Raw genomic sequence first — 24,899 nt, 5'->3', positions numbered from 1 at the left:
CGACCCCTCGAAGCGCACCATACGGGGACGGGTCCCGCGAGCCTAGATAAAAACCTGAATTCGAAAGCGCCAATGCCCGTCGCTTTGCACACTTCAGTGTGCATTTGGGCCGCAAGTTCAGGTTTCGCAGAGAAACCTGAACCCGGTCGAGGTAAACAAGGACCCATGGGGAAATCAAAGGAATTTTTAGGTGCTCCGAAGTGGGAAAACTTCGTTGGGGCGGAAGCACGGGAGATTCGACAGCGGTTTCTTTCGGAGCGAATTCAGGTTTCATCAGAGGATTCTGGGATGCGCACGAATGGGGGTTCTGGTGAGGTTTCGCCAGGATTGGGGTCTGGGAGTCGGCCGGGAATTCGGCCGGGGATTCGGCAAATTTCGCCGACGAGCGGGATCGATGCGGGATGGTTTCGCAGTCTTGGGTTGAAACGGCAATGGATTGTTCGGGGTGCAGCTGCAGGGCGGGAATCTCGCAAAGCGGTGCTCATTGGTTCGTGGGCTGCGGCGCAGTGGGAAATGTGGTTTCTACCGCCGAAAAACCACGAGGTGGTGTTTGCGTTGCCGTCGGGGTATCAGCCGTCGAAAAGCGTCGTGCCTCATGGGGTGCGTTTCAAGTCCATGAAGATCCGACAGGAGGAAATCGTGGAGCTTGATGGCGTGCGTGTGACTGATCCGCTGCGGACGTACCTGGATCTGTGTCGCATGAAAGATGAGACGAATGCGTGGCTGGCGGCTGGGTGGTTGCTTGAGCGTGGGATGAGTGCTGGTGAGATCGCTACGTATGCAGAGGAATTTGAGGGGGTGATTCATAAGAATCGGCGGCAGCTAGCTGTGGCGATACCGGCGCGGGCGGCTGAGCTGAAGTCCTATCGGTATGTGCTCGCATATGCACTGTTGAAGGACTCCCCTGCTCGCGTGCGGGTGCATTGCGAGCTCGATGAGATCGGGCATGCGACCCTGCTTGCTGGCAATGATCTTGTCATCGCGGTGGATGAAGATCCGCTGCTGCGTGATCTGGATGCGGAACCGGAGGGACGGCAGATAGCTTTCCACCTGCGAAAGCGCGAAAGGTGGGTAACAGCGCGTGGGTACCGGAAGCTGTATTTCACGAGCAAGGAGATTGAGGCTAACCCGGATGGTTTTGTCAGTGAGGTGCTCGGCGCCAGGCATTTGCGGCGCCGAGATCTGAGGTTCTGACTGTTCTGGTATTCCGTGTCTTGCTGGTCGAGCAGGGTTTAGAGCGTGCAGGGTTTAGAGGTAGCCCTCGAAAGACGCGGTCTTTTTCGCAGTGCGCTCGAGGCGGGACTCAGTCATGGACGCGATCTGGTCGATGATCACGCGCTCACGCTCAGCATCAGTGGCTGCTTGGTGCCACCAAGCAGCGAACATGGTGTCCAAGGAGCCGGGTGCGCCGGCAGTGAGATAGTCGTAGACGCGCTTGATGCGGTCACGCTGCCGGTCCTGGCGGGCAATGTGCGCGGGCATGTCCATCACATAGAGCACGGCGACGGTCTTGAGAAGACGGACTTCGGCGTCGGCTTCCGGCGGGATGACCAGGTGGCCGTGCATGCGACCGATGGGACCGTCGTTGGCTGCCTCGGTGGCGGAGATGACGGCACCAACGTAGCGGCCGACAAGCTCGGAGGTCATCTTCTTTAAGGTGACGTAGCCGGTGAGGGAGAAGTCGAAATCTGCGGCGGCGGCGACGATGGGAAGGGAGCGGAGGCGGGCGGCGGCGTCGATAAGCTCGTCTGCTGTTCCGCCGAATGCTTTGGCGCCTTTCTCTGCGAGCGCGGCGAGTTCGACGAGGTCCCACAGCACTTTCAGGTCGACGCGGCCAGACACGATGCCGTCTTCGACGTCGTGAACGCTGTAGGCAATGTCATCGGAACAGTCCATGACCTGCGCTTCCATTGGCGGCATGTCATCGGTGTGGCCTTCGCGCAACCAGGCGAGAATGTGGGCGTCTTCGTCGTAGGCGCCGTATTTGCGGTTGACTGTGCCGTCCGGATTGGTGCGGGTGCATGGGTATTTGCATGCGGCGTCGAGGGCGGCGCGGGTGAGGTTGAGGCCGAGCGATGTGTCGTCGATAAGTACTTTCGGCTCGAGCCGGGTGAGAATGCGGAGTGTTTGCGCGTTGCCTTCGAAGCCACCGCAATTGGCTGCGAGCTCATTGAGCGCGACTTCCCCGTTGTGGCCGTACGGCGGGTGGCCGATGTCGTGGGTGAGCCCTGCCATTTCGCACAGGTCGGGGTTGAGCCCCAGGCCGGAGCCGATGCTGCGGGCAATCTGGGCGACTTCCAGTGAGTGTGTCAGGCGTGTGCGTGGCGTATCGCCATCGCGGGGGCCGACGACTTGGGTTTTGTCGGCGAGGCGCCTTAAAGCAGCTGAGTGCAGCACGCGGGCGCGGTCGCGGGCGAAGGCATCGCGGTGCTCGTCTGTATCGGTGAGCTGCGAGCCCTTCTTCCCCTCCGGCGCGCGGCGGGCAAGATCCGCCGAATCATACTGGTAGTTCATAGCTATACCGAGCCTAGACGGGTTTCACTTGCGTCCATGGGCACCACGCGCGCGGTACCCTTGTGGGCATGACTTCGCGCTACCTCCGTATTGCCATTGCTGCCCCGATGCTCGCCGGTGGTGTTGGGCTTGCTGCCGCTCCGTTTGCTTTCGCTGCGACCGAAACGGTGCAGGCGCAGACTGCTACACAGGTTTCGCTCGCCCCGACTGATCTGCGTGAGAATATCACTGATGCTGCGGGCGTGCTCTCTGGTGGTGAAAAGGCAGAGATCGAAAATGCGATCAAGAAGTTGCAGGAATCGAAGCAGCTAAATGCTTACGTGGTGTACTTGGACACCTTTGGTGGTGAGGATCCTGCTGCGTGGGTGCGTGATGCGATCACGGATAAGGGTCCGAATACTGCGGTGATTGCGATTTCCCCGGGCGATGGCAAGTACAACGTCAACGCCGGTGATCAGTGGAGCAGCTCCGATGTGGACGCAATGTCCGATGCAGCTTTCAGCCAGTTGACCAGCAAGAATTATGGCGCTGCGGGCTTGGATGCGATCAATGCGGTGAACGGCTCGTCGGGCGGTGATGGCGCTGCGATCATCGCTGGTGGCGCTGGCGCTGCGGCACTGGCTGGTGGCGGTTTCTGGCTGTATGGCCGCAATAAGAATAAGAAGACCAATCAGAAGCAGCTGGCTTCTGCACGCGAGCTGAGCCCGGGCGATACCGATTCGCTGGGGCGTCTGCCAACGCCGACGCTGGAACAGCTGGCCCAGGACACCTTGGTGCACACCGATGAGTCAATCCGTGTGGGCAAGGAGGAACTGCAAATCGCCTCACAGGAATTCGGGGCTGAGCGTGTTCGCCCGTTCACCTCTGCGATGAATCAGGCGACGTCCGCGCTGCAGCGCGCATTCAATATCCACCACCGTCTTTATGATGCGATCCCGGAAACTGAGCCGGAGAAGCGCGCGATGCTGATCGACATCATTTCTTCGTGTGGCACAGCCGAGCAGGCACTGACGGATAAGAGCGAAGAATTCCAGAGCATGCGCAATGTGCTGATGAAGGCGGACCAGGAGATCGACTCGATCTTCCAGCGCACCGTTGATCTTCGCGCCCGTATCGAACCGGCGCGCGCCATACTGCAGGATCTGCAGTCGCGGTATTCGGAACAGCTGCTGGGATCCATCAGCAACAATGTGGATATCGCGTCCGAGTCGATCGATGAGGCAGAAAAGCAGCTTGAGCAGGCACGCGGTCTTGCTGCACAACCGGCCGGTAAGCAGGGCGCGCTGGTGGATATTCTGCGCGGTGCACAGCATACCGTCGATGTCGCCGATACCAATTTGACCGCCATTGAGCACGCCGAAGCCAATATCCAAACGGCTCGTACGAATCTTCCGGCGCTGATCCAGGAGATCAAGGATGAGCTGCGTGAAATCGCTCAGCTGAAAACTGAACGTGAACAGGGCGCAAAGATTGACACGGCTGCTTTGGACGCGATCACTGACCGTGCACGCAACGAGCTCGATGCCATCGGTGATCGTGACACCACCGATCCGCTGGCGCTGTACATGGAGCTGACTGAGCTGGACACCGATATCGATGCGGAGATCGACCGTGCACGCGGTGTGGCCAGCGATCAGCGTCGCCAACTGCAACTGCTTGATCAGCAGCTCCAGGTCGCCGCGGCACAGATCCAGGGCGCGCAGGATGTGATTCAGTCCCGTGGCCGCATCATCGGCTCACAGGCCCGCGCGCTGCTGGCTGAGGCCGAGCGTCAGTTCGCGGAGGCGCAGAACCGTCGTACCCGCGATACCCGCAGCGCGATCGAGTTTGCCCGCGAGGCAACCAACACTGCTCGCCGTGCTGCCCACAGCGCCGAAGACGACATTGATCGTTACCGTCGCCGCCAAACCTCCCAGAACATGAATTCCATGGCCAATGCCATCATCTGGGGTTCGATCCTCTCCGGTGGCAACGGCTTCGGCGGTGGCTTCGGTGGCGGTGGCCATGGTGGCGGTTTCGGCGGCGGCGGTGGCTTCGGCGGTGGTGGCGGAGGTTTCGCCGGCGGCATGGGTGGCCGCGGAGGAAGCTTCTAGGACCGGGTTTTAGATCCGCGTATTGCGCCCGGGTGTGTCCATGTAGGTCAGCGCCCAGGTGATGAAGGCGAGGTCGGGCAGCGGGGCGGCGTCGAAAAGCTCGACGTGTAGCTCGGTGCCCTTGCGTGGTGCGGTGCGTGCCACGAGGATGCCGTCGTCGTTGAAGATCGAACGGGTCGTGGAAAATGTGCCGTTGCGTTCGGCACGGTAGCGCCGGGAACCGCAGCGTGCGGTCAGTGTGCCAGTGCCGAGTCCTCGCATACGGATGCGGAAATTTTCGTCGGCGCTTGTACCTTTGACTTCCCAACGCAGCGCGCCCGCGGTGTGCGTGATGGTGATGCGCTGACCGTCGACGGTCAACTCCCCGTCTGCGGTCACCGCGGCTACAACGGTGCCATCGGCAACCAGGGTGGAACCTTCCCAAACAGCGGCGATCATGTTCTCAGTGTCGCATGAATTGATGTTCGCGGCGCGGCCTGGGGGATGTTCTTAGCGCGGGCCGATGAGCCAGACGAGGACGATGAACACGCTGAGCAGGACCAGGAAAGCGATGAGAGCCTTCGAATTGGTCATCTTACGGGCCTCAAGCACCAGGCGACTGACCCAGGCGAGGGCGACGATGTCGACGGGGGCGAGTTGGGTTTCGCCCTCGAATTCCAAGATCGCGCGGCGCACGCCGTTGTGATCGGAGGTGAACTGGGCGACTTTCTGGCCCTGCTCATCGTCGATAATCCAATTCTTGGAGGTCTCCCCCACCAGCACGTAGCGGCGGCCATCGACGGTAACGGGGATCTGCTTGTCACGGCGCAGGGAGCCGTCGGCGCGGACGACCTCGCGGTCGTCGGCACGCGCAATGGCGCCACCTTCCGGAGTGGTGATGAGCTCCCACACCTCACCCGAGGTGAGCTCCGCGCGCTCATGCGTGAATTTCGCGAGCGCGTTCGGGCCCTCTTCGGCGAGCAGCACAGGTGCTTCGCGATCCGCGCGGTCCCAGCTGACGTAATGCATCGTTTTGTGCTCCTAGCAGCCGATCAGACGGGCAGCGAGGTATGCCTCAAGCTCGTCGAGCTTGACGCGCTCCTGCTCCATCGTGTCGCGCTCACGCACGGTCACGGCACCATCCTCGAGCGAATCGAAGTCATAGGTCACGCAGAACGGAGTGCCGATCTCATCCTGGCGACGGTAACGGCGACCGATCGCACCGGAGGTGTCAAAGTCGACGTTCCAGTGCTGACGCAGGGTGTCCGCCAGTTCCTGTGCCGGACCGGAGAGCTCAGGCTTCTTCGACAGCGGCAGGACAGCAACCTTGATCGGTGCGAGACGGCGGTCAAGCTTGAGCACAACACGCTTGTCCACGCCGCCCTTCGCATTCGGCGCCTCATCCTCGTGGTAGGCGTCGATGAGGAAGGCCATCATCGCACGGCCCAGTCCGGCAGCCGGCTCGATGCAGTACGGGATCCAACGCTCGTTGGTCTCCTGGTCGAAGAAGCTCAAGTCCTCACCAGATGCCTCAGCGTGAGTCTTCAGGTCGTAGTCGGTGCGGTTAGCCACACCTTCGAGCTCGCCCCACTTGGAGCCCTGGAAGCCGTAGGCGTACTCGATGTCCACCGTGCGCTTGGAGTAGTGCGACAGCTTCTCCTCCGGGTGCTCGTACAGGCGCAGGTTATCCGGGTTAATACCCAGGTCGATGTACCACTGGTGACGTGCATCAATCCAGTACTGGTGCCATGCCTCGTCCTCGCCCGGCTTGACGAAGAATTCCATCTCCATCTGCTCAAACTCACGGGTACGGAAGATGAAGTTGCCCGGGGTGATCTCGTTGCGGAAAGACTTACCGGTATTCGCGATACCGAAGGGAGGCTTCATGCGCGCCGACGTCATCACATTCTTGAAGTTGACGAAGATGCCCTGCGCCGTCTCCGGGCGCATATAGTGCAGACCTTCCTTATCATCGACCGGGCCCAGATAAGTCTTCATCAGACCAGAAAACTCACGCGGTTCAGTCCAGTTGCCCGGCTGGCCCGTCTCCGGGTCATTGATGTCTGCCAGACCGTTTGCCGGCGGGTGGCCGTGCTTCTCCTCGTAGGCCTCCAGCAGGTGGTCAGCGCGGTAACGCTTGTGGGTGTACAGGGACTCCACCAGCGGGTCGGTGAAGACCTCCACGTGGCCAGAAGCGACCCATACCTGCGGAGGGAGAATGATCGAGGTATCCACACCCACCACGTCATTGCGGGACTGCACCATGGTCTTCCACCACTGGCGCTTCAGGTTCTCCTTGAGTTCCACGCCCAGCGGACCGTAATCCCATGCGGAGCGGGTACCGCCGTAAATCTCGCCGGCCGGGAACACCAGGCCGCGGCGCTTGCACAGGTTGACAACGGTATCGATCACGGTCGAAGCCATGGGTAGTTCAACTCTCCTGAAAAGCTAGATGCAACAGCTAAGTGGCGCCCTGAAGGCGCTCAACGAATCACCAGTGTAGCTGGTTGTTACCCGTGCCTGTCCTCAAGGTGTTTTCCTTGTGTTGTTGACGTGCTGTCGACGTGTTTTGGAGGTGTTTTCAAGGTGGTTTCCGCAGGTTTATGCACGTCCGAAAAGACATCACAGAAAACTTATGTCGGGCTTTTCTACAAAGTAGGACACCTTCTTACTAGACTGAAATATCAACCGTTTGAGTTCTGTAGCCAGGTTGTATGGGCTGCGGTACGCGGCAAACACAACTTCAGCGCAGCACTCCTCAGTCTTTTGACCCCTAGTTCTCATGAGGACATAGCTGCAGCACAATCGCTTGAGAGATGAGAGACGTAAAGGATGAGAGATGAGCGCACCTACGAGCTGGTCCGCTGAAAAGCTGACCCGCACCGCACAGGTGATCAGTGCGCTCGATTCACCTCTTCGCCTCCAGATCTTGCTCATGCTGCACAACCGCGACCATGTTGTGCACGAGCTGGTGAACAGCCTGGCTAAATCGCAGCCACTCATCAGCCAGCACCTGCGTGTGCTGAAGGATGCAGGCTTGGTCGATTCAAGTCGCGCTGGCCGTGAGGTCATTTACCGTCTTGCGGTTCCCGGCATCATTGCCACCGTTGAGTCCATCGCAGCTTTAGGCGAGCGTGCAGATGAGGTGCCGGAAGCTGATCTCGTTGATGAACTCGCAGTACGCAGGAAGTCCTCCCCTGACTTCATCGATGCCACTGAAAGTGTTGGCTCCGCTGCTGCTTTTGGCCCTTTGGATGACCATATGCCCGATGTGGATCCGGGCTTGAAACCGGGCACCCCTACACCGCCGCGGTAATGAGCAATATGGTTGATGGCATGAGTACCCGGCAGGCTAAGAATGACTCCACCCCGAAAATCGGTGCGCGCAATACGCGTCAGCGCAGCGCTGTCGTGGATGTGTTGAAGGAGATCGACCGATTCGCTTCGGCCCAATCCATTCACCGTGAATTGACTGACCGGGGCCAGAAGGTCGGCCTGACCACGGTGTACCGCACGTTGCAGACGCTGACGGAAGTCGGTGCGGTGGACGCCTTGAATTCAGATACCGGTGAGACCCTCTACCGCCACTGCCTGACGGACCGGCACCACCACCATTTGGTGTGCACCAGCTGTGGCCGCAGCGAGGAAATCGATGGCGGGCCTGTTGAGGAATGGGCTAAGCAGACCGCAGAGAAATTCGGCTTTGAGCTCAGCGGGCACGATGCCGAGATCTTCGGCATCTGCCAAAACTGCAAGCAGAGCGTCTAAGCCCCTACCAGCGCGCCGAACGCGACGCCCAACACGTACGTCACTAGCGCTGCGCCCAACCCGATGGCGAGTTGGCGGAAGGCGCGCAAAGCTGGCTTCTTGCCCGAGAGCAGACCAGTGATTCCGCCGGTGATCAACAGTGCCCCGGAAACGAGAATCAACGCGACGATCGCACCCACATTCGGGGATGCCCCAAACAGGAACGGAATAATCGGGACGAATGCGCCGGTGGCGAAGAAGATGAACGATGCGATCGCCGCGGACCATGCCCCGCTGGAATCGCTTTCTTCAGACTCCAAACCATCCTCAATGTGATGGTGCTGGTGGCCCGTCATCATGGACCAGAACACATTTTTTGCCTGCGCGTCTGCCTCTTCGGCGCTCATGCCGCGGGCACGGTAGACCAAGGCCAGCTCATTCTGGTTCACGTCCAGCTTAGACAGCAGGTCGCGGGCCTCGGGGGCGGGGGTTGAGGCGTCGAGAAGCTCGGCTTGGGATTTCACCGAAACATACTCGCCGGCCGCCATCGAGAGCGCGCCAGCGAGCAGGCCTGAAATGCCGGTGAGCAGGATGAAATTCGAGGACACGCCCGAACCCATCACGCCTAAGACCAGCGCGACATTGGACACCAGCCCATCGTTCGCGCCGAAGACAGCTGCGCGGAAGGAACCGGAGAGCTTTTCCCGGCCCTGTGAAGCAAGCGCACGAACGACCTCGGCGTGCATTGCCTCATCAGCAGCGATCTCATCTGGGGCATCTTCATCATTCAGATAAGGCGAGCCCTGCTCGGAGGTCTGCATCAATGCCAGAGCAAAAACCGGGGAGACATTACGTGCCATGAAAGACATGAAGCGGGTGTGCAGATCCGGCTTGATCGGCATACCCACCTCAGGGCCGAGCTTGTCACGCCAGTATTTTTCGTGGCGTGACTCAGCCTCCGCGATCTCCTCGAGGATCTCGCGTTCATCACCCTCACGCTTTTTGGCTAGCTCACGGTAGGTGGCGGCCTCCGCACGCTCATTGGCGAGGTACTGGCGCCACTTGCGGATCTGTTGACGAGTGGGAGCCTCGGTCATTTCACTCCTCCGAACCGACGGTCACGCTTCGCGTACTCCAGCACAGCGTCGTACAAATCATCTGCAGTGAAGTCGGGGAAGAGAATATCGCGGTACACCATTTCCGCATAAGCAGACTGCCAGAGCAAGAAATTAGACGTGCGCTGCTCACCCGAGGGGCGCAGGAACAAATCGACATCTGGCATATCCGGCCGGTACAGCCAATTGCTGATCGTTTTCTCGTTAATCTCGCTCGGCTTCAACGTGCCCTGGGAGGCGGCTTCGGCAATGCCCCGTGCGGCGTCGACAAGCTCGGCCCTGCCGCCGTAATTGATGCACATCGCAAGTGTGAGCCCGGTGTTATTCTCCGTCATTTCTTCGGCGGCTTCGATCTCGCGGAGCACTGAACGCCACAGGCGCGGACGGCGGCCTGCCCACACGATGCGGACATTCTTCTCGTGCAGCTGATCGCGCTCGGAGCGCAGCACATCGCGGGCGAACCCCATGAGGAAGCGCACTTCATCGGGACTACGGCGCCAGTTCTCGGTGGAGAAAGTGTAAGCAGAGAGCCACTCGACGCCGCCGAGCTCGATGCATGCGTCGACCATTTTCATGAGCACTTTCTCGCCAACACGGTGGCCTTCGGTGCGTTTCATGCCGCGCATCTTCGCCCACCTGCCATTTCCGTCCATGACGAGGGCGATGTGGCGTGGGATGAGTTCGCGGGGGATCTCCGGGATTTTGTTCACCCGTCTATTATGCCTGCTCCATGATCTTCAGCGAGGAGACTCCCGCCTCCACGTTGAATTGCAGGTGCGCAGTGGTCAGGCGATGCACCTGGGTCGCCCGGACATCAGTGAGCTTGCCCACCGCCGCATCGAAATAGCCCTGCGCGAGCAGCCACATGATGTGCAAGGTGGCCTCTTCTACATCAAAAGATCCCGGCGGACGGCAGTGCACGCAAGCTGCACCACCAACGGCTGGGTGGAAGGCGTGGTGCGGGCCCGGGCGGCCGCACTGCGCGCAATTGAACAGACTAAGCCCCCAACCGGCATGAGCGGTGGCACGCAGAATGAAAGCGTCGAGCACTACCGTGGGATACGCGGTGTCCTGCAGCGTGGCAAAGGCCTTGCCCACCTCAGCGAAGAGATACGCATCAGCCTCATCGGCATAGCTCAGCTTCTCGGCCGCCTCCATCACCGCGCATGCAGCGGCGTAGCGGTCGAAGTCATCGATGATGCCGCGGCCGTAATAGGCCACGGTGTCCACTTGGGTAATGGTGGCCAAATTGCGCCCCGGGTAGAGTTGCACATCAATGTCCACGAAAGGCTGCACGCGGGAGCCAAAGCGGCTCTTGGTTTTGCGCACACCTTTAGCCACCGCGCGCACCAATCCGTGGTTTTCCGTCAGCAACACCACCACACGGTCGGCCTCGCCGAAGTCATAGGTGCGTACGACGAAGGCGCGGTCGCGGAAGCTTGGTCTAGAAGCCAAGGCGACCCAAATGCTTCGGATCGGACTGCCAGTTCTTCAACACCTTGATGCGCAGGTCAAGATAAACATTCTGGCCGACCAGATCAATGATCTGCTTGCGGGAACGCTGAACAATGCCGGACAAACGACGCCCATCACGTCCCTCAATGATCGCCTTTTGCCCCAGGCGCTCCAGGTAAATCACTGCATAGATCTTGGCCCGATCGCCTTCGGTGATGATCTCATCAACCTGCACGGCAACGGAGTGTGGCAGTTCATCCCGCAGACCACGCAGCGCTTCCTCGCGGATCAGCTCTGCAATACGGGTCTCAATATCCTCATCAGTGACATGGCCCTCTGGGTAGAACCGCGGTCCCTCCGGCAGGTGGGAAGCCAGCACATTCAGCAGGACATCCAGCTGCACGCCTTCGGTGGCGGAGACAGGCACGACATCGACATCCTCATTGCCCGTGGCTTCCACCAACAGCTCATGCAAGCGCATGAGCTGTTCGCCCACCTGGTCCTTGCTGGCGCGGTCCAGCTTGGTCACGATGCCAACGATCGGGGTATTCGGCTTGGTTTTCTTCACCGCATCGAGGATCCAGCGGTCGCCGGGACCGATCTTCTCATTCGCCGGGACGGTCAGGCCGACCACATCCACATCAGCAAAGGTGTCCTTGACCACCTCGTTGAGCCTCTCACCCAGCAGCGTGCGGGGACGGTGAAGGCCAGGTGTGTCCACGACCACGATCTGTGCGTCATCCCGGTTCACAATGCCACGGATCGGGTGGCGCGTGGTCTCTGGCTGGTCAGCCATGATGGCGATCTTCTCGCCCACCAGCGCATTCGTCAGGGTCGACTTGCCCGTGTTCGGGCGGCCGACGAAGCTGACAAATCCGGAACGAAACCCCTCCGGGGTATCCGTGAACTGGGAAAAACTATCCATGCCTGCTGATGGTACGGCACTGAAACGGTCAGTCGGCGCAACGATGAGGTCTTGTCGCTCCACGAGTGGCAGTCCCGCAAAGCTGTTATCCAGTCGCGTCGTTTCCTGCGCTGCCACGACCAGTCCGTAGAGGGTGCCGGCGATGTGTTCGAGGCGGTCGGCTGGGGATTCGCTAATAAGCGCTGTGTACATCGCTGCGGCGAGATCACCCGCGCCTACGACGTTGCCGCCGATGCGTGGGGTTTCCACGTACCAAGCGCCCTCATCGGAGATGTCTATCATGCCGATGGTATCCGGGTTGCCGGTGTTCACGCTGGTGATCAGCGCCCTATCCTTCAACGAGCGGGCTGCGCGCACGGTGTCTTCCACCGTGGCCAATTCACGCCCGGTCAATAGGGCGAGCTCCCACTGGTTCGGGCAGATCGCATCAGCGAGCGGAATAATCTCCTCGGAGAAAATCGCCGGGATATCGTCATCGACGAAGGAGCCGACCTTCGCATTACCGATCACCGGATCGCACACCCACTGCGCATCCAGGTTCGCGTCCTTGATCTTGGCCACGGTGTCCACAAAGACAGAGGCAAGTGCAGAGGAGCCGAGGTAACCGGTGACCACCACATCCACCTTCGGATAGGCGAAAGCCAGGTCATCCAGCACGCTGGCGACTTCTTCCGGCGGGATCTTCGGGCCGCGCCAATTCGGGTATTCGGTGTGGTTAGAAAAATTCACGGTGTGCACGGGCCACACGTGGTTACCCAGGCGCTGCATGGGAAAGACCGCGCAGGAATTGCCCACGTGACCAAAGGCGACGGCGGATTGAATCGAGAGAATATTCATCACAGCGGGTTCACCTCAAAATGCAGCCGCGGATTAGCAATCGCTTCTTGGGATTCCACGAGCAGAAGCTCCGGGGCATCCTTCAGATACGTGTTTTCCAGCACGTCAAAAATGCTCCACGCCGCCATGGAGGCTGCATCGACATAGTCGCCAACCTCAAGGTAGTGCGCGGTAAAAAGTGCGGAAGCCAGTTCAGCAACACCATTACGTTCCACCGGCAGGTGTGGGGGCCGCACGACCCATGCTTCGTGCTCGTCGAGCGCGATCATCTCCAAAGAATTCGAGAGCACCAGAACGACCGGCGCGCCACATGCACGTGCGGCGGCGACTGGATCATCGCCGTCTAGATCGTCGCGGTGAAGGGTGAGAATATCCGCGCCCTGAAGTGGCGATTGGGCAGAAAATACCGCTGCTGGGTTCAGCTCTTTGACCCGTGCGGCTGCCTCTTCGATCACTGCGGCGAGCTCCGGGTCGTCCGTGCGTCCGGCGAGGATCACGTCCACCTCGCCCAGTGCACCGCGGTCTTCAATACCGGCGATCACCTCACGGACATCGCTGGCCGCAACACGGTGTCCTTTGTCAGTCATGGAGTAATTCGCGGTGTACACCGGCCATACTTCGTGGCCGAGACGCTGTAAAGGGAAGACCGCTGCGGAATTTCCCGTGCTCCCGTATGCCACGCTCGGCTGGATCGACAGGATATTTTTCATGCCCACTATTGTTCCTCGTCCTCGTTGCGGGACCTAGTTGGGGCCTGCTCCGGGACGTCGATAAGCACTGTGCGCACCTTCATTCGGCCGCGACGATCGCGCCCACCCTCGGCGGTGAAACGCAGGCCCGCGACCGTCACATCCGAGCCCGGCAGCGGCACACGCCCAAGCTCGTAGGACAAAAGACCCGCGACTGTTTCGACGTTATCGGTAATCTCCTCGTCGAATTCAAGCTCATAATCCAGCTCATCATCGAGGTAGTCCACCAGGTCATCCAGCGGCAGGCGGGATTGGGCACGGAATGTCCGGTCCTCAACTGGCTCGATCGGTGCTTCTTCGTCCGCGTCATATTCATCGGTGATCTCGCCGACGATCTCCTCGAGGATGTCCTCCATGGTCATCAGACCTGCGATATCGCCGTATTCATCCACGAGCACCGCGATGTGCGTCTGGTCGCGCTGCATCTCGCCGAGCAGATCATCGAGCGGCTTTGAATCCGGGACGAACATCGGTTTGCGCATGATGTCCGAGACCGAAACACCACGACCACCATCGGTGCGGTTGTAGGTGCGCTGCACAATGTCTTTGAGGTACAACACGCCCACGATGTCATCGACATTTTCACCGATCACTGGGACACGTGAGTGGCCCGAACGAATCATCAGATTCGCTGCCTGGCCCGCATTCTTCTCCGCCTCGATCCACACCATTTCCGGGCGTGGCACCATCACCTGGCGCGCATGGGTGGTGGCCAGGTCAAAGATGTTCTGGATCATGCGGTGCTCAGCCGTTTCCACCACACCTTGTTCCTGCGCAATGTCTACTGCCTCACGCAGCTCAACATCGGTGGAATAGGGATTCTCCAGCGATTCCTCGCCAGGTGTGACCAGGTTGCCCAACCAGATAAGCATCTTGGAAACCGGCCCGAGCACCACGTACACCACGGTGAGAATCTGTGCGGCACGCAGGGAGATCGAATAAGGATTCAGCTTTCCGGTGCGACGCGCAATCACGCCGATCACGCCGAAGCGCATCAGGGTCACTACCAGGATCGCTGCCGTGATCGCCCACCCGCGGTGCGGAATCGCATCGAGGGCTGCGAGCACCGCGAACACAGCGGCAAGGGTGTCCAGAACCGTTTGGATCAGTGCGAGAAGTCCCAGGTGATTTGAGCGCGCGTCAACGACGCGGAGCAGCGAATTCGCTCCCCCGACCTCGTCTTTGATCATCGCCTCGACTCGCGCGCGCGAAATCGGAATCAGCGCGGATTCGAGCATTTTCATCACGCCGGCGCCCAGCAGGGAAACCACCGCGATCAGCAAATACGTGACCCAAGGTTCCACGTCAGTTACTCGCCCCGCTTTTCGACGAGCCCATCAAGCTCCTGTCGATCCGCCGCCGACGGGAATGCATGCTTCCCCGTCGGCTTGGGCTGGTATTCCACGCCACGGGCCGAAAGATCGTCGTACCAGTCGGCGAGGATCTCGTTCTGCAGCGCGAACATTTCCCGCTCATCAGCGGGCGTTGCGTGGTCGTAGCCCAGCAGGTGCAGACAACCATGCACCGTCAGCAGCGCCATCTCATGGCCGAGTGGGTGCCCAGCGGCATCTGCCTGCTTGCGGTCATAGTCGGGGCACAGGATGATATCTCCCAACATCGACGGCCCGAGCGGTGCTGCATCCGGGCGACCGGAACCAGGCGTGAGCTCATCCATGGGAAAGCTCATCACATCAGTCGGGCCAGGCAGGTCCATCCACCGCATGTGCAGGTCCGCCATCGTATCGGAGTCCACGCAGGTGATGGTCACCTCGGTATCCGGGTGGACGTCGAGGGTGGTCAGGGTGAACGAGGCGACGTCGACAAGCATTTCCTCGTTGACATCTGCCTCCCCGGATTCGTTGAGGACTTCGATGCTCACTTCTTTTCTCCCTCTTTTTCTGCTTCCTTTTCAGCACGGGCAGCGCGAGCCGCGTCGTAGCGGTCATATGCCTCGACGATCCGGCCGACCAGCTGGTGGCGCACCACATCGCCCGCCCCGAATTCCTGGAAGTGAATATCGGGCACATCCTTGAGAATTCGGCTGGCCACGCGCAGGCCGGAAACAACTCCCCGGGGCAGGTCAACCTGGGAAATATCACCAGTGACCACCATCTTTGCACCGAAGCCAAGACGGGTGAGGAACATCTTCATCTGCGCTGGCGTGGTGTTCTGCGCCTCATCCAAAATGACAAAAGCATCGTTCAAGGTGCGGCCACGCATGTACGCCAGCGGGGCAACCTCGATGATCCCGGCTTCCATCAGCTTCGGGATGATCTCCGGGTCCAGCATGTCCCGCAGTGCGTCATACAGCGGGCGCAAATACGGGTCGATCTTGTCATTCAGCGTGCCGGGCAAGAAGCCGAGCTTCTCCCCTGCCTCCACCGCCGGGCGAGTCAGAATAATGCGCTTGACCTGCTTGGCCTGCAGCGCCTGGACTGCTTTTGCCACAGCCAGGTACGTCTTGCCCGAACCGGCCGGGCCGATGCCGAAGACAATCGTGTTCTCATCAATCGCATCGACGTACTCACGCTGGCCTGGTGTTTTCGGCCGAATGATCTTGCCGCGACGGGCAATGATCTCCTGACCGAGCACCTCAGCTGCACTGCCTGGCATATCCACCGCGTGCTTCACCGCATCCGCAGTAATGACGATGCCGCGGCGTGCCATCGCTTGGATTTCTGAGAGCGCACGGACAGCATGGGCGACCTCATCGACCGGCCCGCGCAGCGTGACCGTTGTGCCACGTGCAAAAAGATCGACTCCGAGCACGTTATTGAGCGTGCGGAGGTTTTCATCCGTCACACCCAAAACGGCTTGGGCCAAATCGGGCTCGAGCTCGTACGAGCGTGTGACCAGTTCTGCCATGCGGTTCACCCTACCAGCGGGAAAGCGCCCCAATGGCACTCAGCCCAGCTAGCGCCGCTGATGCGGTGCGCAAAACCTCCGGGCCAAGCTTCACAGGGGTCGCCTGCAAAATTTCGAGTTCATCTTCACCGATTCCGCCCTCAGGGCCGATGATGAGGAACAGCTCCGGCACATCCAAATCAATCTCACGCAGCGGTGTCGCCGCGTCTTCGTGGAGGACCAGTGCTGGTTTGCCCTGAATCAGCTCGGCGAGCTGATTCGTGGTCACCGGCTCGTGCACCTCTGGGATCCACGGCCGGCGTGACTGCTTGGCAGCTTCACGTGCAGTGGCGCGCCACTTCTCCACATTCTTGGCCACCTTGGGCCCCTGCCACCGCGCGATCGTGCGGTGCGAAATCCATGGGATAATCGCATCGGCCCCGCCCTGAGTGGCCAGGTCGACTGCCAGTTCCGCGCGTTCGGATTTCGGGATCGCCTGCACCACTGTCACCGAAGGAGTCGGTTTCGGGATTTCTCTGCATTCCACCACAGTCCCGGCCAGTTCATCTTTGCCGGTGATCTGGGTGACTTCGACTTCGGCGATGGTGCCGCGGCCGCTCGCAAGCATGATGTGCTCCCCGACCTGGATGCGCTTGACCGTGACCGCGTGGCGGCCCTCCGGCCCGTCGAGACGACCTGAGGCGGGGTCGGTGGCGATGAAATACGGCAGGCTCATTAGCGGCGGAAGCGATCTCGCAGACGGGAGAAGAAGCCCTCATCGTGGCCAGCTTCTTCTTCGACGAATGCTGCTTCATTGTGAGCATCGCGCAGCTCTTCCAGGCCGCGGCGCTGCTCCTTGGTCAGATCGGTCGGGACGACCACCTGGACGTGCGCGACCATGTCGCCGGCGCCCTCACGGCGCAGACGCGGCATGCCCTCGCCCTTGAGCACGATCTCCTCTTCCGGCTGTGTGCCGGCAGGAATCTCAATCGTGGTGGTCTCGCCCCCGAGATTCTCCACCTCAACCGAGGTGCCCAGTGCCGCGTCGTACATCGGCACATTCACCTTCAAGTGCAGGTTATCGCCCTCGCGGATGAAGACCGGGTGGTTTTCAGTCTCCACCTCCACGTACAAGTCGCCAGCCGGGCCACCACCGTGGCCGACCTCGCCCTGACCCGCCATGCGGATACGCATGCCACCGGCAATACCCGCCGGGATCTTCACCGAGATATCCCGGCGCGAACGCACACGACCCTGGCCACCGCACTTCTGGCACGGATCAGTGATCACTTCACCGAAGCCGGAGCACTTCGGGCACGACGTCGTGGTCATGATATTGCCCAGGAAGGACTGCTGGACCTGCTGCACCTGGCCCTGGCCGCCACACTCATCACAGGTGACCGGCTTGGACTCGGATTCCGAGCCAGTGCCGTGGCAGTGTTCGCAGAGCACAGCGGTATCCACAGTGACGTCCTTGCGGGTACCGGAGAATGCTTCTGCGAGCGTGATCCTGGTGCGAAGCAATGCATCATTGCCGGGCTGCACACGCGAACGCGGGCCACGGCCAGCACCGCCACCGCCTTCGCCGAAGAAGGCCTCAAAGATATCGCCGAAGCCGAAGCCACCAGCGCCTCCACCCGGTGCCGCGTGGCCCTGCTCCATCGGGTCGCCGCCACGGTCGACGATGCTGCGCTTCTGCGGGTCAAGCAGGACTTCCTGCGCCACAGAGATCTCACGGAATTTCTCCGCTGCCTCCTCAGTGTCATTGACATCCGGGTGGTATTTGCGGGCCAAACGGCGGTACGCCTTCTTGATCTCCGCATCGCTTGCGCCCTTGTCCACTCCGAGGATTCCGTAGTAATCGCGAGCCATCTACATTCCTTTTGTCTAAAAACTGCTAAATATGTTTCGTTCTAAATATGCCCAGGGCGTGTGAAGGCTTAGCCGCCCTCTTCGCCGAGAATGTGGCTGATGTAATGCGCCACGGCAGAGACCTTCTGCATCGTACCGGGGTAATCCATGTACGTCGGACCGAGCACACCGACACCACCGAGCGTCTCACCTGCAGCACCATAACCTGTGGTGACGATACTGGCCTTGGACAGCTCCTCATCCTCATTCTCAGTACCGATGACCACGGACACATTGCCCAGCGCCGGCAAATTGGTCAACAACTTCAACACCACAACTTGTTCCTCGAGTGCTTCAACCACGCTGAGCAGATCCGTCGTCATGGGCACCAGATTGGCAGCACCAGCGATGAGAACACGGTCGCTCGGGTTTTCCACCAGGGTGTCAATGAGCACCGCAATGCAGCGGTGCAGGGGGTCGGCGATGTCGGCCGGGGCTTCGTCGGCAAGCAATGAAAGCGAGCTCGACGCATCCCCCATTGTTTTTCCTGCCAATGCGCGGTTAAGCAGATCGCGAAGGCGCGTCACTGCTTCTTCACCGATCGGCGCGGCGAGTTCCACATTGCGCTGATCAACGCGCCCATTATCCGTGATGAGCACAAGCAGAAGGCGCGTCGGGGTCAGCGCGACCACCTCGCAGTGCTTCACGCGCGAAACAGCCAGCGTGGGTAATTGCACCACCGCTGCCTGGCGCGTGAGCTGCGCCAGCAAGTGGGCGGAGCGCCGCATAACGTCTTCGAGGTCAACGGAAGACTCCAGAAATTCCGAGATCGCGCGCCGCTCCGGCAGGGACAACGGCTTCACGTCATTGATCGCATCAACAAAAGCGCGGTAGCCCTTCTCCGTTGGCACACGGCCCGAGCTCGCGTGCGGCTGCGCGATGAAGCCCTCCGATTCAAGGACCGCCATGTCATTGCGAATCGTCGCCGAAGACACATTCAGTTTGTGCCGTTCCACCAGCCGCTTGGAGCCAACCGGCTCCTGGGAAGAGATATAGTCCGCGACGATCGCGCGCAGAACCGCCTGCCTACGTTCGCGTGCGACACCCGCCATACTTGGCACTCTCCTTCCTCGACTGCTAAGTCACGAGTGTAGCGCCCGCGTCACTCCGCGGCCAAGATGTCCGTGATCACCCCGTCGATCAGCAATCTTCCGGAATCCGTCGCAAAAATTCGCCCATTTTCTTCTGCGAGCACTCCACCGCGCACATGCTTATCGACGACCCCCTGCGCCCCCTCTCCCACCCACTGGCGTGGAATGCCTTCCTTGAGCCGTAGCCCAAGCATGATCTGCTCAAAATGGGATTCTTCATCAGTGATGGTCTCACTTCCGTCAATCGGCAGAACCCCATCGGCGAGCATCGTGTTGTATTTCTCCGGGCGCTTCACATTGAAATACCTGAACCGGTTCACATACCCATGCGCACCTGGTCCTGCACCCCACCAGTTGCCACCGCGCCAATACAGCAGGTTGTGCCGACACTCACCACCCGGCTTCGCCCAATTGGACACCTCGTACCACTCAAACCCTGCCTCTTCCAGACGGTTCGCGATGATCTCATACCGGTCCGCATACACGTCCTCTTCCGGTGCGGGCAGCTGCCCAGTGCGAACCTTTCGTGCCATGGCCGTGCCATCTTCCACAATGAGCGAATAGGCCGACACGTGATCCACATCCGCACTCAGCACCGCATCGAGACTCTTTCGCACATCGTCATCTGTCTCCGTCGGGGTGCCATAGATGAGATCCAGGTTCACGTGCTTAAAACCAGCAGCCTTCGCTTCTTTCGCTGCAGCCACAGCCCTGCCCGGGGTGTGCTGCCGATCAAGCACCTTCAGCACTGGCGTGGATGCGGACTGCATCCCCAACGACACACGCGTGAATCCCGCATCCTTCAGCCCCGCGAAATACTCTGGGCTAGTGGACTCCGGATTCGACTCGGTGGTCACCTCTGCATCAGGTGTCAGGCCAAATGTGTTCCGGACCTTTTCCAGGATCCGCCCCAGCCCTTTGGCCCCGAGCAGCGATGGCGTTCCGCCGCCGATGAAGACGGTCTCAGCAGTCAACCCGACCTTTTCTGCCGCCAGCTCTAGTTCTTTGTCCAAAGCATCCAGATAAGCGGCATAGGAAGATTCCGTCTCACTAGGTGTGTAGGTGTTGAAATCACAGTACCCACACCTCGTCGCACAGAACGGAACGTGAATGTAGACGCCAAAGCCATTGGTCATATGGGCCACTCTAAGGTCTCCGTGGATTTCGTTTACATCCTCACCGCGTAAGGCAAGCAAAATGCCTGGTCAGATTCTTCCGACCAGGCAGCTGTGTAATTTAGATCCACGCGTGCGGTTTGGGCACGGTCTAGGCACCGCGGCGGGAACGCTTTGCTGCCACCTTGGCCACGATGGCATCCACGCGTGCGCGCTCTTCCAAAAATTTCGGCGGGTTCGATCCGCGCATCGCACGGGTGAAACCGGGGTGCTCAGCGGCGACGGCGTCGAGCCAGCCATCTACAGCGGATTCGACCAGCTCGCCCACGCGGGCATAGAGGTGAGGCAGGGAAACGGCGGCGAGGTTCTGCGCGACCATATCGGTCTGCTCGAGGGTGTAGTCAACGACCTCCTCAAGGTGCTGCACAATCAGGTCAGTGCGCTGCGTGCACACCTCCGTCATCGCCTTGACCGGGGATGGCGAAGACAGCGGGAAGAGCTCAAAAAGGCCGACGGCATCGAGTCGCTCTGGTTCCGGCAGGCGCTCATGAGCTGGCAGTGCTGCGGAAATCGAGCCGGCCTTCACACCAGACACCAGTGCTTGACGCAGCCCGATCAATTCGCCGACAACGCGGCGGGCATCAGTGCGCGCATCGTCGACGATTTCGGAAAACTCGGCCAGGCAGTCGTCGGTAAGTTCACCGTCATAATCTGCGATGGCCTCGGCAATGTGCTCGATATATTCTGCGACCTCATCGCCGATGTTGTAGACCTCTTGGGTCAACTCGCGGTGGCGCAGCGTCGCAGCAGTCCGGTGCACACTGGCCCCCTTCAACTCGAGTCCTGATTTGACGTTCGAGCGTTGACTCTAGGCCAGACTTTCACAGGGTTTTGTACGGCGCGCCGAAGAGCTACCCGTAAAGCTTCCGCATCTGGTGGTCAAAATTCTTCAAAACCACCGGGCGCTTCACCTTCAGCGTCGCGGTGAGCTCGCCGTCCGCCTCGGTCAGATCACGCGGCAGGATGCGGAATTTCTTGATCCGCTCTGCCCGACTCACCGACTGATTCACGCGGTTGATCGCATCCTGCATCTCACCACGCAGATCCGGGTGCTTGGCCAACTTGTACGTGGGCAGATCCAACCCGCGCGCGGCCTTCCAGCGCTCCACCGCATCCTCATCCAGGGCGATCAGCACGCCGATGAATGGCTTGCCGTCACCGACCACGACCGCCTGGGAGATCAACGGGTCCTGCTTGAGCAATTCCTCGAGCGGCTGCGGTGCGACATTCTTGCCACCAGAGGTGACCAAGATGTCCTTCTTGCGGCCGGTGATGGTGATAAAGCCGTTTTCGTCGATCTCACCGAGGTCGCCGGTGTGGAACCAGCCGTCGATAAGCGCTTCGTTTGTTGCTTCCTCGTTCTGCCAGTACCCGCGGAAGATGCCCTCGCCAGTAAAGCAGATCTCGCCCTCCTCCGTGGTCTTTGCGGAGTAGCCGAACATAGGCTTGCCCACCGAGCCGATCTTGGCGTCTTCGCCGAAATTCACGGCGGCTGCGGATGCTGTTTCGGTCAGGCCATAGCCTTCGTAGACCGGCAAGCCAGCCCCACGGAAAAAGTGACCGAGTGGCACGCCGAGCGCGGAACCACCGGAAATGCCGTACTGAACTCTGCCGCCCAGGGCCTCGCGGATCTTTGAGTAGACGAGCTTGTCAAAGACCTTTTGCTTGAGCTTCAAAATGAAGGACGGGCCATCTGCCTCCAGTGCTTTGGAGTACTCGATCGCGGTCTTTTCTGCTTCCTTGAAAATGCGGGCACCAATCGCGGAACCGTCGGACGCCTTCACATAAGCAGCGGCGCGGACCTTCTCGTACACGCGCGGCACCCCGAGCACCACGTCGGGCTGGGCACGTTGGAATTCTGCCGCGATAGTCTTCACATCGGTCCAGTGGGTCTGCAACGTGCCAGAAATGGTGGCCAGCAGATGCACCGAGCGTGCCATGACGTGGGCCAGTGGCAGGTAGGTGACCATCTTCGTGCCCGGTCCCGCGATCTTGCCGATTCTGTGCTGCTGCAAGCCCCGCACCTGGAAGATCCAGTTCAGGTGAGTAATGATGCAGCCTTTTGAGCGGCCCGTCGTGCCGGAGGTGTACACCAAAGATGCAATATCGTCATGCGCGATGCTGGCGATGCGTTCATCGAGCACCTCATCGGAGATGCTCTCCCCCGCCTCTTCGAGCTGACCGATCGCATCATCATTGAAGACGAGGATCTTCTGCAGGTTCGTATCGGTGAGGTGCTCGAAATTCACGCCATGATCATGGGTCTCACCGATGGCCACGCGCGCACCGGAGTCCTCCACGATCCACTGGATCTGATCCAAAGAGCTCGTGGGGTAGATCGCCACCGTGGTTGCTCCGGCGGCCATGATGGCGAAGTCGATCACCGCCCACTCATAACGCGCACCTGACAAAAGCGCGATGCGGTCACCCTTTTCCACCCCGATACCGATGAGACCCTTCGCTACCCTGCGGACGTGCTCTACGAAATCCTTCGCGGTGACGTCGATCCATTCATGCTCGCCCGGGCGGGAGAACAAGATGATGTCAGGATTTTTCTCTGCTGTGGCCACGAGAGCTGTGTAGCAGTTCTCGTCCGGGGCCACCTCAAAGCCAGCGGGAACAGTGTAAGTGGTCACGAAAAGCCTCCTTTAGACAAATACTTTCTTCATACAAAGTACTTGGCCTAAAGGAGGCTCGTGCGGGTTTTAGCGGTAAAGACGCTCGATCTGCTTCGCGTAGTTCCCAATGACCACGTTGCGCTTCACCTTCATCGTCGCGGTGATCTCGCCATTTTCCTCACTCAGGTCGCGGGTGAGAATGCGGAATTTCTTGATTTCCTCCGCATGGCTGACGGTCTTATTCGCCTCGTTAATCACGTCCTGGACAGCGGCACGCAGCTCCGGAGTCTTCACAAGCTCCTTCAGCGGACGCTCGCCCATGTTGTTCTGCTTGCGCCAACGCTTCAGCTCATCCTCGTCGATGGTGACCAGCACGCCAACAAATGGCTTACCGTCGCCAACTACGACCGCCTGGGAGATCAACGGGTCAGAGCAGAGAATATCCTCCAGCGGGCCAGGCGAAACATTCTTGCCGCCGGCGGTGACAATCAGATCCTTCTTACGGCCGGTGATCTTCACATAGCCTTCATCGTCAATCTCGCCGAGGTCGCCGGTGACAAACCAGCCGTCGACAAGCGATTCCTTGGTGGCTTCCTCGTTGTTCCAGTAGCCCTTGAACACGCCGTCGCCCTTGATGCAGATCTCGCCGTCTTCATTGACCTTGACCGAGTAGCCATTATTTGGCTTGCCCACGGTGCCGATCTTGGTACCGCCCGGGTAGTTAACGCAGGCAGCTGCAGCGGTCTCGGTCAAGCCGTAGCCTTCGTAGATCGGGATGCCGATGCCGCGGAAGAAGTGCAGCAGGTCGGTCGAAATCGCGGAACCGCCAGAAATTGCCAGCTGCGCCTGGCCACCGACTGCATCGCGCAGCTTCTTGTACACGAGGCGGTCGAAGATCTTGTGACGCACGCGGGAGCGCAAGGAAAGGCGCTCGCCCGAATCCATTGCCTTGGAATGCTCGATTGCAACCTTCTCTGCCTCGAGGAATGTGCGTGCAGAGAAGTCAGAGCTCTCTGCGGCCTTGTTGTAGGCACCGTCGCGCACTTTCTCGTACACGCGCGGAACACCAAGCAGCATTTCCGGCTCGAAGCGCTGCAGTGCCAGCACCAAGGTCCGCATATCCGCCCAGTGCGCCTGGTGCGCACCGCCCATCGCGCCAGCCAGAGCCACCGAACGCGCCAGGACGTGCGCCAGCGGCAGGATAGTCATGTAGCGGGTGGCGTCCTTGTCATGAATCAGGTGACCGATCGGGTTGGTCAGCAGGGCCGTCGCTTGGGAAGCCCACACCAGGTGAGTCAGGATGCAGCCCTTCGGCCGGCCGGTGGTGCCCGAGGTGTACACCAGCGAAGCCAAATCATCGTGCTGGATCTTTGAGATGCGCTCGTCGATCACAGAATCTTCCACTTCGCGGCCATCGGTAGTCAATGCGCCGATAGCACCCGTTGCAAACGACAGGGTGCGCTTGAGCTGCGACGGGGAATCCTGCAGCGGCGGAGTTCCATCCTCACGCAGCACCAGGTTGGTGTACAGCTGACGGTTCGCCTCCGTATCCGTCAGCGCCAGCTTTGCGCCGGAATCCTCAACAATCCACTGCACCTGGTGCGCGGACGAGGAGGGGTAGACCGGCACGCTTGCCGCGCCCGCAGCCCAGATCGCATAATCCAGCAGTGCCCACTCGTAGCTCGATTCAGCCATGAGCACGACTCGGTCGCCCTGCTCCACACCGTTAGCGACGATGCCCTTGGCCACGGCACGCACCTGCGCGGCGAATTCTCTACCGGTGACCTCGATCCACTCGCGCCCTTCTGGGCGGGAGAAGAAGACCTGATCAGGATGCTTCTCGCAC

23 protein-coding genes and 1 pseudogene are annotated in these 24,899 nt (G+C 60.2%); 4 read left to right on the top strand and 20 right to left on the bottom strand.

Annotated features, from left to right (window positions below; all coding sequences use genetic code 11):
* Positions 1-615 precede the first annotated feature (615 nt).
* Complete coding sequence (locus Q0X21_RS07565; RefSeq protein ID WP_297851273.1) at positions 616-1,194, top strand: hypothetical protein; 579 nt, start codon at positions 616-618, stop codon at positions 1,192-1,194.
* 54 nt (positions 1,195-1,248) lie between these two features.
* On the opposite strand, the gene Q0X21_RS07560 is transcribed toward Q0X21_RS07565, so the two are convergent.
* On the bottom strand, positions 1,249-2,514 hold the full coding sequence (locus tag Q0X21_RS07560) for a deoxyguanosinetriphosphate triphosphohydrolase (RefSeq protein ID WP_297851272.1): 1,266 nt from the start codon (positions 2,512-2,514) through the stop codon (positions 1,249-1,251).
* Between the two features lie 68 nt (positions 2,515-2,582).
* On the opposite strand from Q0X21_RS07560, the gene Q0X21_RS07555 reads away from it, so the two are divergent.
* Positions 2,583-4,607, top strand: coding sequence for a TPM domain-containing protein (locus Q0X21_RS07555; RefSeq protein ID WP_297851271.1), 2,025 nt, complete (start codon positions 2,583-2,585; stop codon positions 4,605-4,607).
* Positions 4,608-4,616: 9 nt separating this feature from the next.
* On the opposite strand, the gene Q0X21_RS07550 is transcribed toward Q0X21_RS07555, so the two are convergent.
* From Q0X21_RS07550 to Q0X21_RS07540, 3 genes are read right to left on the bottom strand one after another with little or no spacing between them, the layout of a single operon-like run.
* The gene (locus Q0X21_RS07550) at positions 4,617-5,045 is read right to left on the bottom strand and encodes a hypothetical protein (protein ID WP_297851270.1); all 429 of its coding nucleotides are present in this window, start codon (positions 5,043-5,045) and stop codon (positions 4,617-4,619) included.
* A 51-nt stretch (positions 5,046-5,096) separates the two neighbouring features.
* The gene (locus Q0X21_RS07545; protein WP_297851269.1) at positions 5,097-5,615 is read right to left on the bottom strand and encodes a hypothetical protein; all 519 of its coding nucleotides are present in this window, start codon (positions 5,613-5,615) and stop codon (positions 5,097-5,099) included.
* 12 nt (positions 5,616-5,627) lie between these two features.
* On the bottom strand, positions 5,628-7,010 hold the full coding sequence (locus Q0X21_RS07540) for a glycine--tRNA ligase (protein WP_297851268.1): 1,383 nt from the start codon (positions 7,008-7,010) through the stop codon (positions 5,628-5,630).
* 415 nt (positions 7,011-7,425) lie between these two features.
* Here Q0X21_RS07540 and Q0X21_RS07535 point away from each other — a divergent pair, with 415 nt between their 5' ends.
* The gene (locus Q0X21_RS07535; protein WP_297851267.1) at positions 7,426-7,902 is read left to right on the top strand and encodes a helix-turn-helix transcriptional regulator; all 477 of its coding nucleotides are present in this window, start codon (positions 7,426-7,428) and stop codon (positions 7,900-7,902) included.
* A gap of 20 nt (positions 7,903-7,922) precedes the next feature.
* Positions 7,923-8,354, top strand: coding sequence for a Fur family transcriptional regulator (locus Q0X21_RS07530; protein WP_297851266.1), 432 nt, complete (start codon positions 7,923-7,925; stop codon positions 8,352-8,354).
* Here the strand turns inward: Q0X21_RS07530 and Q0X21_RS07525 are convergent.
* The 16 genes and pseudogenes from Q0X21_RS07525 to Q0X21_RS07450 form a co-directional block, all read right to left on the bottom strand.
* A complete protein-coding gene (locus tag Q0X21_RS07525) occupies positions 8,351-9,430 on the bottom strand; it encodes a VIT1/CCC1 transporter family protein (protein ID WP_297851265.1) in 1,080 nt (359 codons plus the stop codon). The genes Q0X21_RS07530 and Q0X21_RS07525 overlap by 4 nt on opposite strands.
* Positions 9,427-10,158 carry an isoprenyl transferase gene (locus Q0X21_RS07520; RefSeq protein ID WP_297851264.1) on the bottom strand — a complete coding sequence of 244 codons (732 nt, stop codon included), beginning with the start codon at positions 10,156-10,158 and terminating at the stop codon, positions 9,427-9,429. Before Q0X21_RS07520 ends, Q0X21_RS07525 begins: the two co-directional genes overlap by 4 nt.
* A gap of 7 nt (positions 10,159-10,165) precedes the next feature.
* Positions 10,166-10,903, bottom strand: coding sequence for a DNA repair protein RecO (gene recO, locus Q0X21_RS07515; protein WP_297851263.1), 738 nt, complete (start codon positions 10,901-10,903; stop codon positions 10,166-10,168).
* On the bottom strand, positions 10,893-11,828 hold the full coding sequence (gene era, locus Q0X21_RS07510; RefSeq protein ID WP_297851274.1) for a GTPase Era: 936 nt from the start codon (positions 11,826-11,828) through the stop codon (positions 10,893-10,895). The genes recO and era overlap by 11 nt, the downstream gene beginning before the upstream one ends.
* 33 nt (positions 11,829-11,861) lie before the next feature.
* A pseudogene (gene pdxY / locus Q0X21_RS07505) lies at positions 11,862-12,665 on the bottom strand (pyridoxal kinase); the annotation flags it as partial.
* Entirely contained in the window at positions 12,665-13,375 is a 711-nt protein-coding gene (locus Q0X21_RS07500) for a pyridoxal kinase (protein ID WP_297851262.1), read from the bottom strand. The gene Q0X21_RS07500 and the pseudogene pdxY, both read right to left, overlap by 1 nt.
* A 5-nt stretch (positions 13,376-13,380) precedes the next feature.
* Positions 13,381-14,718 (bottom strand): hemolysin family protein, encoded by a 1,338-nt coding sequence (locus tag Q0X21_RS07495; RefSeq protein ID WP_297851260.1) that lies wholly within the window; start codon positions 14,716-14,718, stop codon positions 13,381-13,383.
* A 5-nt stretch (positions 14,719-14,723) separates the two neighbouring features.
* Positions 14,724-15,293 carry an rRNA maturation RNase YbeY gene (gene ybeY / locus Q0X21_RS07490; protein ID WP_297851259.1) on the bottom strand — a complete coding sequence of 190 codons (570 nt, stop codon included), beginning with the start codon at positions 15,291-15,293 and terminating at the stop codon, positions 14,724-14,726.
* The gene (locus Q0X21_RS07485) at positions 15,290-16,279 is read right to left on the bottom strand and encodes a PhoH family protein (protein ID WP_297851258.1); all 990 of its coding nucleotides are present in this window, start codon (positions 16,277-16,279) and stop codon (positions 15,290-15,292) included. Before Q0X21_RS07485 ends, ybeY begins: the two co-directional genes overlap by 4 nt.
* A gap of 10 nt (positions 16,280-16,289) precedes the next feature.
* On the bottom strand, positions 16,290-16,994 hold the full coding sequence (locus Q0X21_RS07480; RefSeq protein ID WP_297851257.1) for a 16S rRNA (uracil(1498)-N(3))-methyltransferase: 705 nt from the start codon (positions 16,992-16,994) through the stop codon (positions 16,290-16,292).
* A complete protein-coding gene (dnaJ, locus tag Q0X21_RS07475; protein WP_297851255.1) occupies positions 16,994-18,130 on the bottom strand; it encodes a molecular chaperone DnaJ in 1,137 nt (378 codons plus the stop codon). The genes Q0X21_RS07480 and dnaJ overlap by 1 nt, the downstream gene beginning before the upstream one ends.
* A gap of 68 nt (positions 18,131-18,198) precedes the next feature.
* The gene (gene hrcA / locus Q0X21_RS07470) at positions 18,199-19,221 is read right to left on the bottom strand and encodes a heat-inducible transcriptional repressor HrcA (protein WP_297851254.1); all 1,023 of its coding nucleotides are present in this window, start codon (positions 19,219-19,221) and stop codon (positions 18,199-18,201) included.
* A gap of 50 nt (positions 19,222-19,271) precedes the next feature.
* Positions 19,272-20,396, bottom strand: coding sequence for a radical SAM family heme chaperone HemW (gene hemW / locus Q0X21_RS07465; protein ID WP_297851253.1), 1,125 nt, complete (start codon positions 20,394-20,396; stop codon positions 19,272-19,274).
* 130 nt (positions 20,397-20,526) lie between these two features.
* The gene (locus tag Q0X21_RS07460) at positions 20,527-21,195 is read right to left on the bottom strand and encodes a hypothetical protein (protein WP_297851252.1); all 669 of its coding nucleotides are present in this window, start codon (positions 21,193-21,195) and stop codon (positions 20,527-20,529) included.
* Positions 21,196-21,286: 91 nt separating this feature from the next.
* Positions 21,287-23,071 (bottom strand): long-chain fatty acid--CoA ligase, encoded by a 1,785-nt coding sequence (locus tag Q0X21_RS07455; protein ID WP_297851251.1) that lies wholly within the window; start codon positions 23,069-23,071, stop codon positions 21,287-21,289.
* A gap of 69 nt (positions 23,072-23,140) precedes the next feature.
* Positions 23,141-24,899 (bottom strand): long-chain fatty acid--CoA ligase (locus Q0X21_RS07450; protein ID WP_297851250.1); only part of this gene is annotated, 1,759 nt, incomplete at its 5' end.

It is taken from the genome of uncultured Corynebacterium sp. (assembly GCF_947253065.1).
In the GTDB taxonomy this organism is placed as follows: Bacteria; Actinomycetota; Actinomycetes; order Mycobacteriales; family Mycobacteriaceae; genus Corynebacterium.
Note: the sequence above shows the minus strand (reverse complement) of the source record. Positions and strands in the feature narration are given on the sequence as shown.

Bases quoted from the DNA above. Each gene is read 5' to 3' on its own strand.
- Q0X21_RS07565 (WP_297851273.1), top strand. From the start codon at position 616: ATGAAGATCCGACAGGAGGAAATCGTGGAGCTTGATGGCGTGCGTGTG.
- Q0X21_RS07560 (WP_297851272.1), bottom strand. From the start codon at position 2,514: ATGAACTACCAGTATGATTCGGCGGATCTTGCCCGCCGCGCGCCGGAG.
- Q0X21_RS07555 (WP_297851271.1), top strand. From the start codon at position 2,583: ATGACTTCGCGCTACCTCCGTATTGCCATTGCTGCCCCGATGCTCGCC.
- Q0X21_RS07550 (WP_297851270.1), bottom strand. From the start codon at position 5,045: ATGATCGCCGCTGTTTGGGAAGGTTCCACCCTGGTTGCCGATGGCACC.
- Q0X21_RS07545 (WP_297851269.1), bottom strand. From the start codon at position 5,615: ATGCATTACGTCAGCTGGGACCGCGCGGATCGCGAAGCACCTGTGCTG.
- Q0X21_RS07540 (WP_297851268.1), bottom strand. From the start codon at position 7,010: ATGGCTTCGACCGTGATCGATACCGTTGTCAACCTGTGCAAGCGCCGC.
- Q0X21_RS07535 (WP_297851267.1), top strand. From the start codon at position 7,426: ATGAGCGCACCTACGAGCTGGTCCGCTGAAAAGCTGACCCGCACCGCA.
- Q0X21_RS07530 (WP_297851266.1), top strand. From the start codon at position 7,923: ATGAGTACCCGGCAGGCTAAGAATGACTCCACCCCGAAAATCGGTGCG.
- Q0X21_RS07525 (WP_297851265.1), bottom strand. From the start codon at position 9,430: ATGACCGAGGCTCCCACTCGTCAACAGATCCGCAAGTGGCGCCAGTAC.
- era (WP_297851274.1), bottom strand. From the start codon at position 11,828: ATGGATAGTTTTTCCCAGTTCACGGATACCCCGGAGGGGTTTCGTTCC.
- Q0X21_RS07500 (WP_297851262.1), bottom strand. From the start codon at position 13,375: ATGAAAAATATCCTGTCGATCCAGCCGAGCGTGGCATACGGGAGCACG.
- Q0X21_RS07485 (WP_297851258.1), bottom strand. From the start codon at position 16,279: ATGGCAGAACTGGTCACACGCTCGTACGAGCTCGAGCCCGATTTGGCC.
- Q0X21_RS07480 (WP_297851257.1), bottom strand. From the start codon at position 16,994: ATGAGCCTGCCGTATTTCATCGCCACCGACCCCGCCTCAGGTCGTCTC.
- dnaJ (WP_297851255.1), bottom strand. From the start codon at position 18,130: ATGGCTCGCGATTACTACGGAATCCTCGGAGTGGACAAGGGCGCAAGC.
- hrcA (WP_297851254.1), bottom strand. From the start codon at position 19,221: ATGGCGGGTGTCGCACGCGAACGTAGGCAGGCGGTTCTGCGCGCGATC.
- hemW (WP_297851253.1), bottom strand. From the start codon at position 20,396: ATGACCAATGGCTTTGGCGTCTACATTCACGTTCCGTTCTGTGCGACG.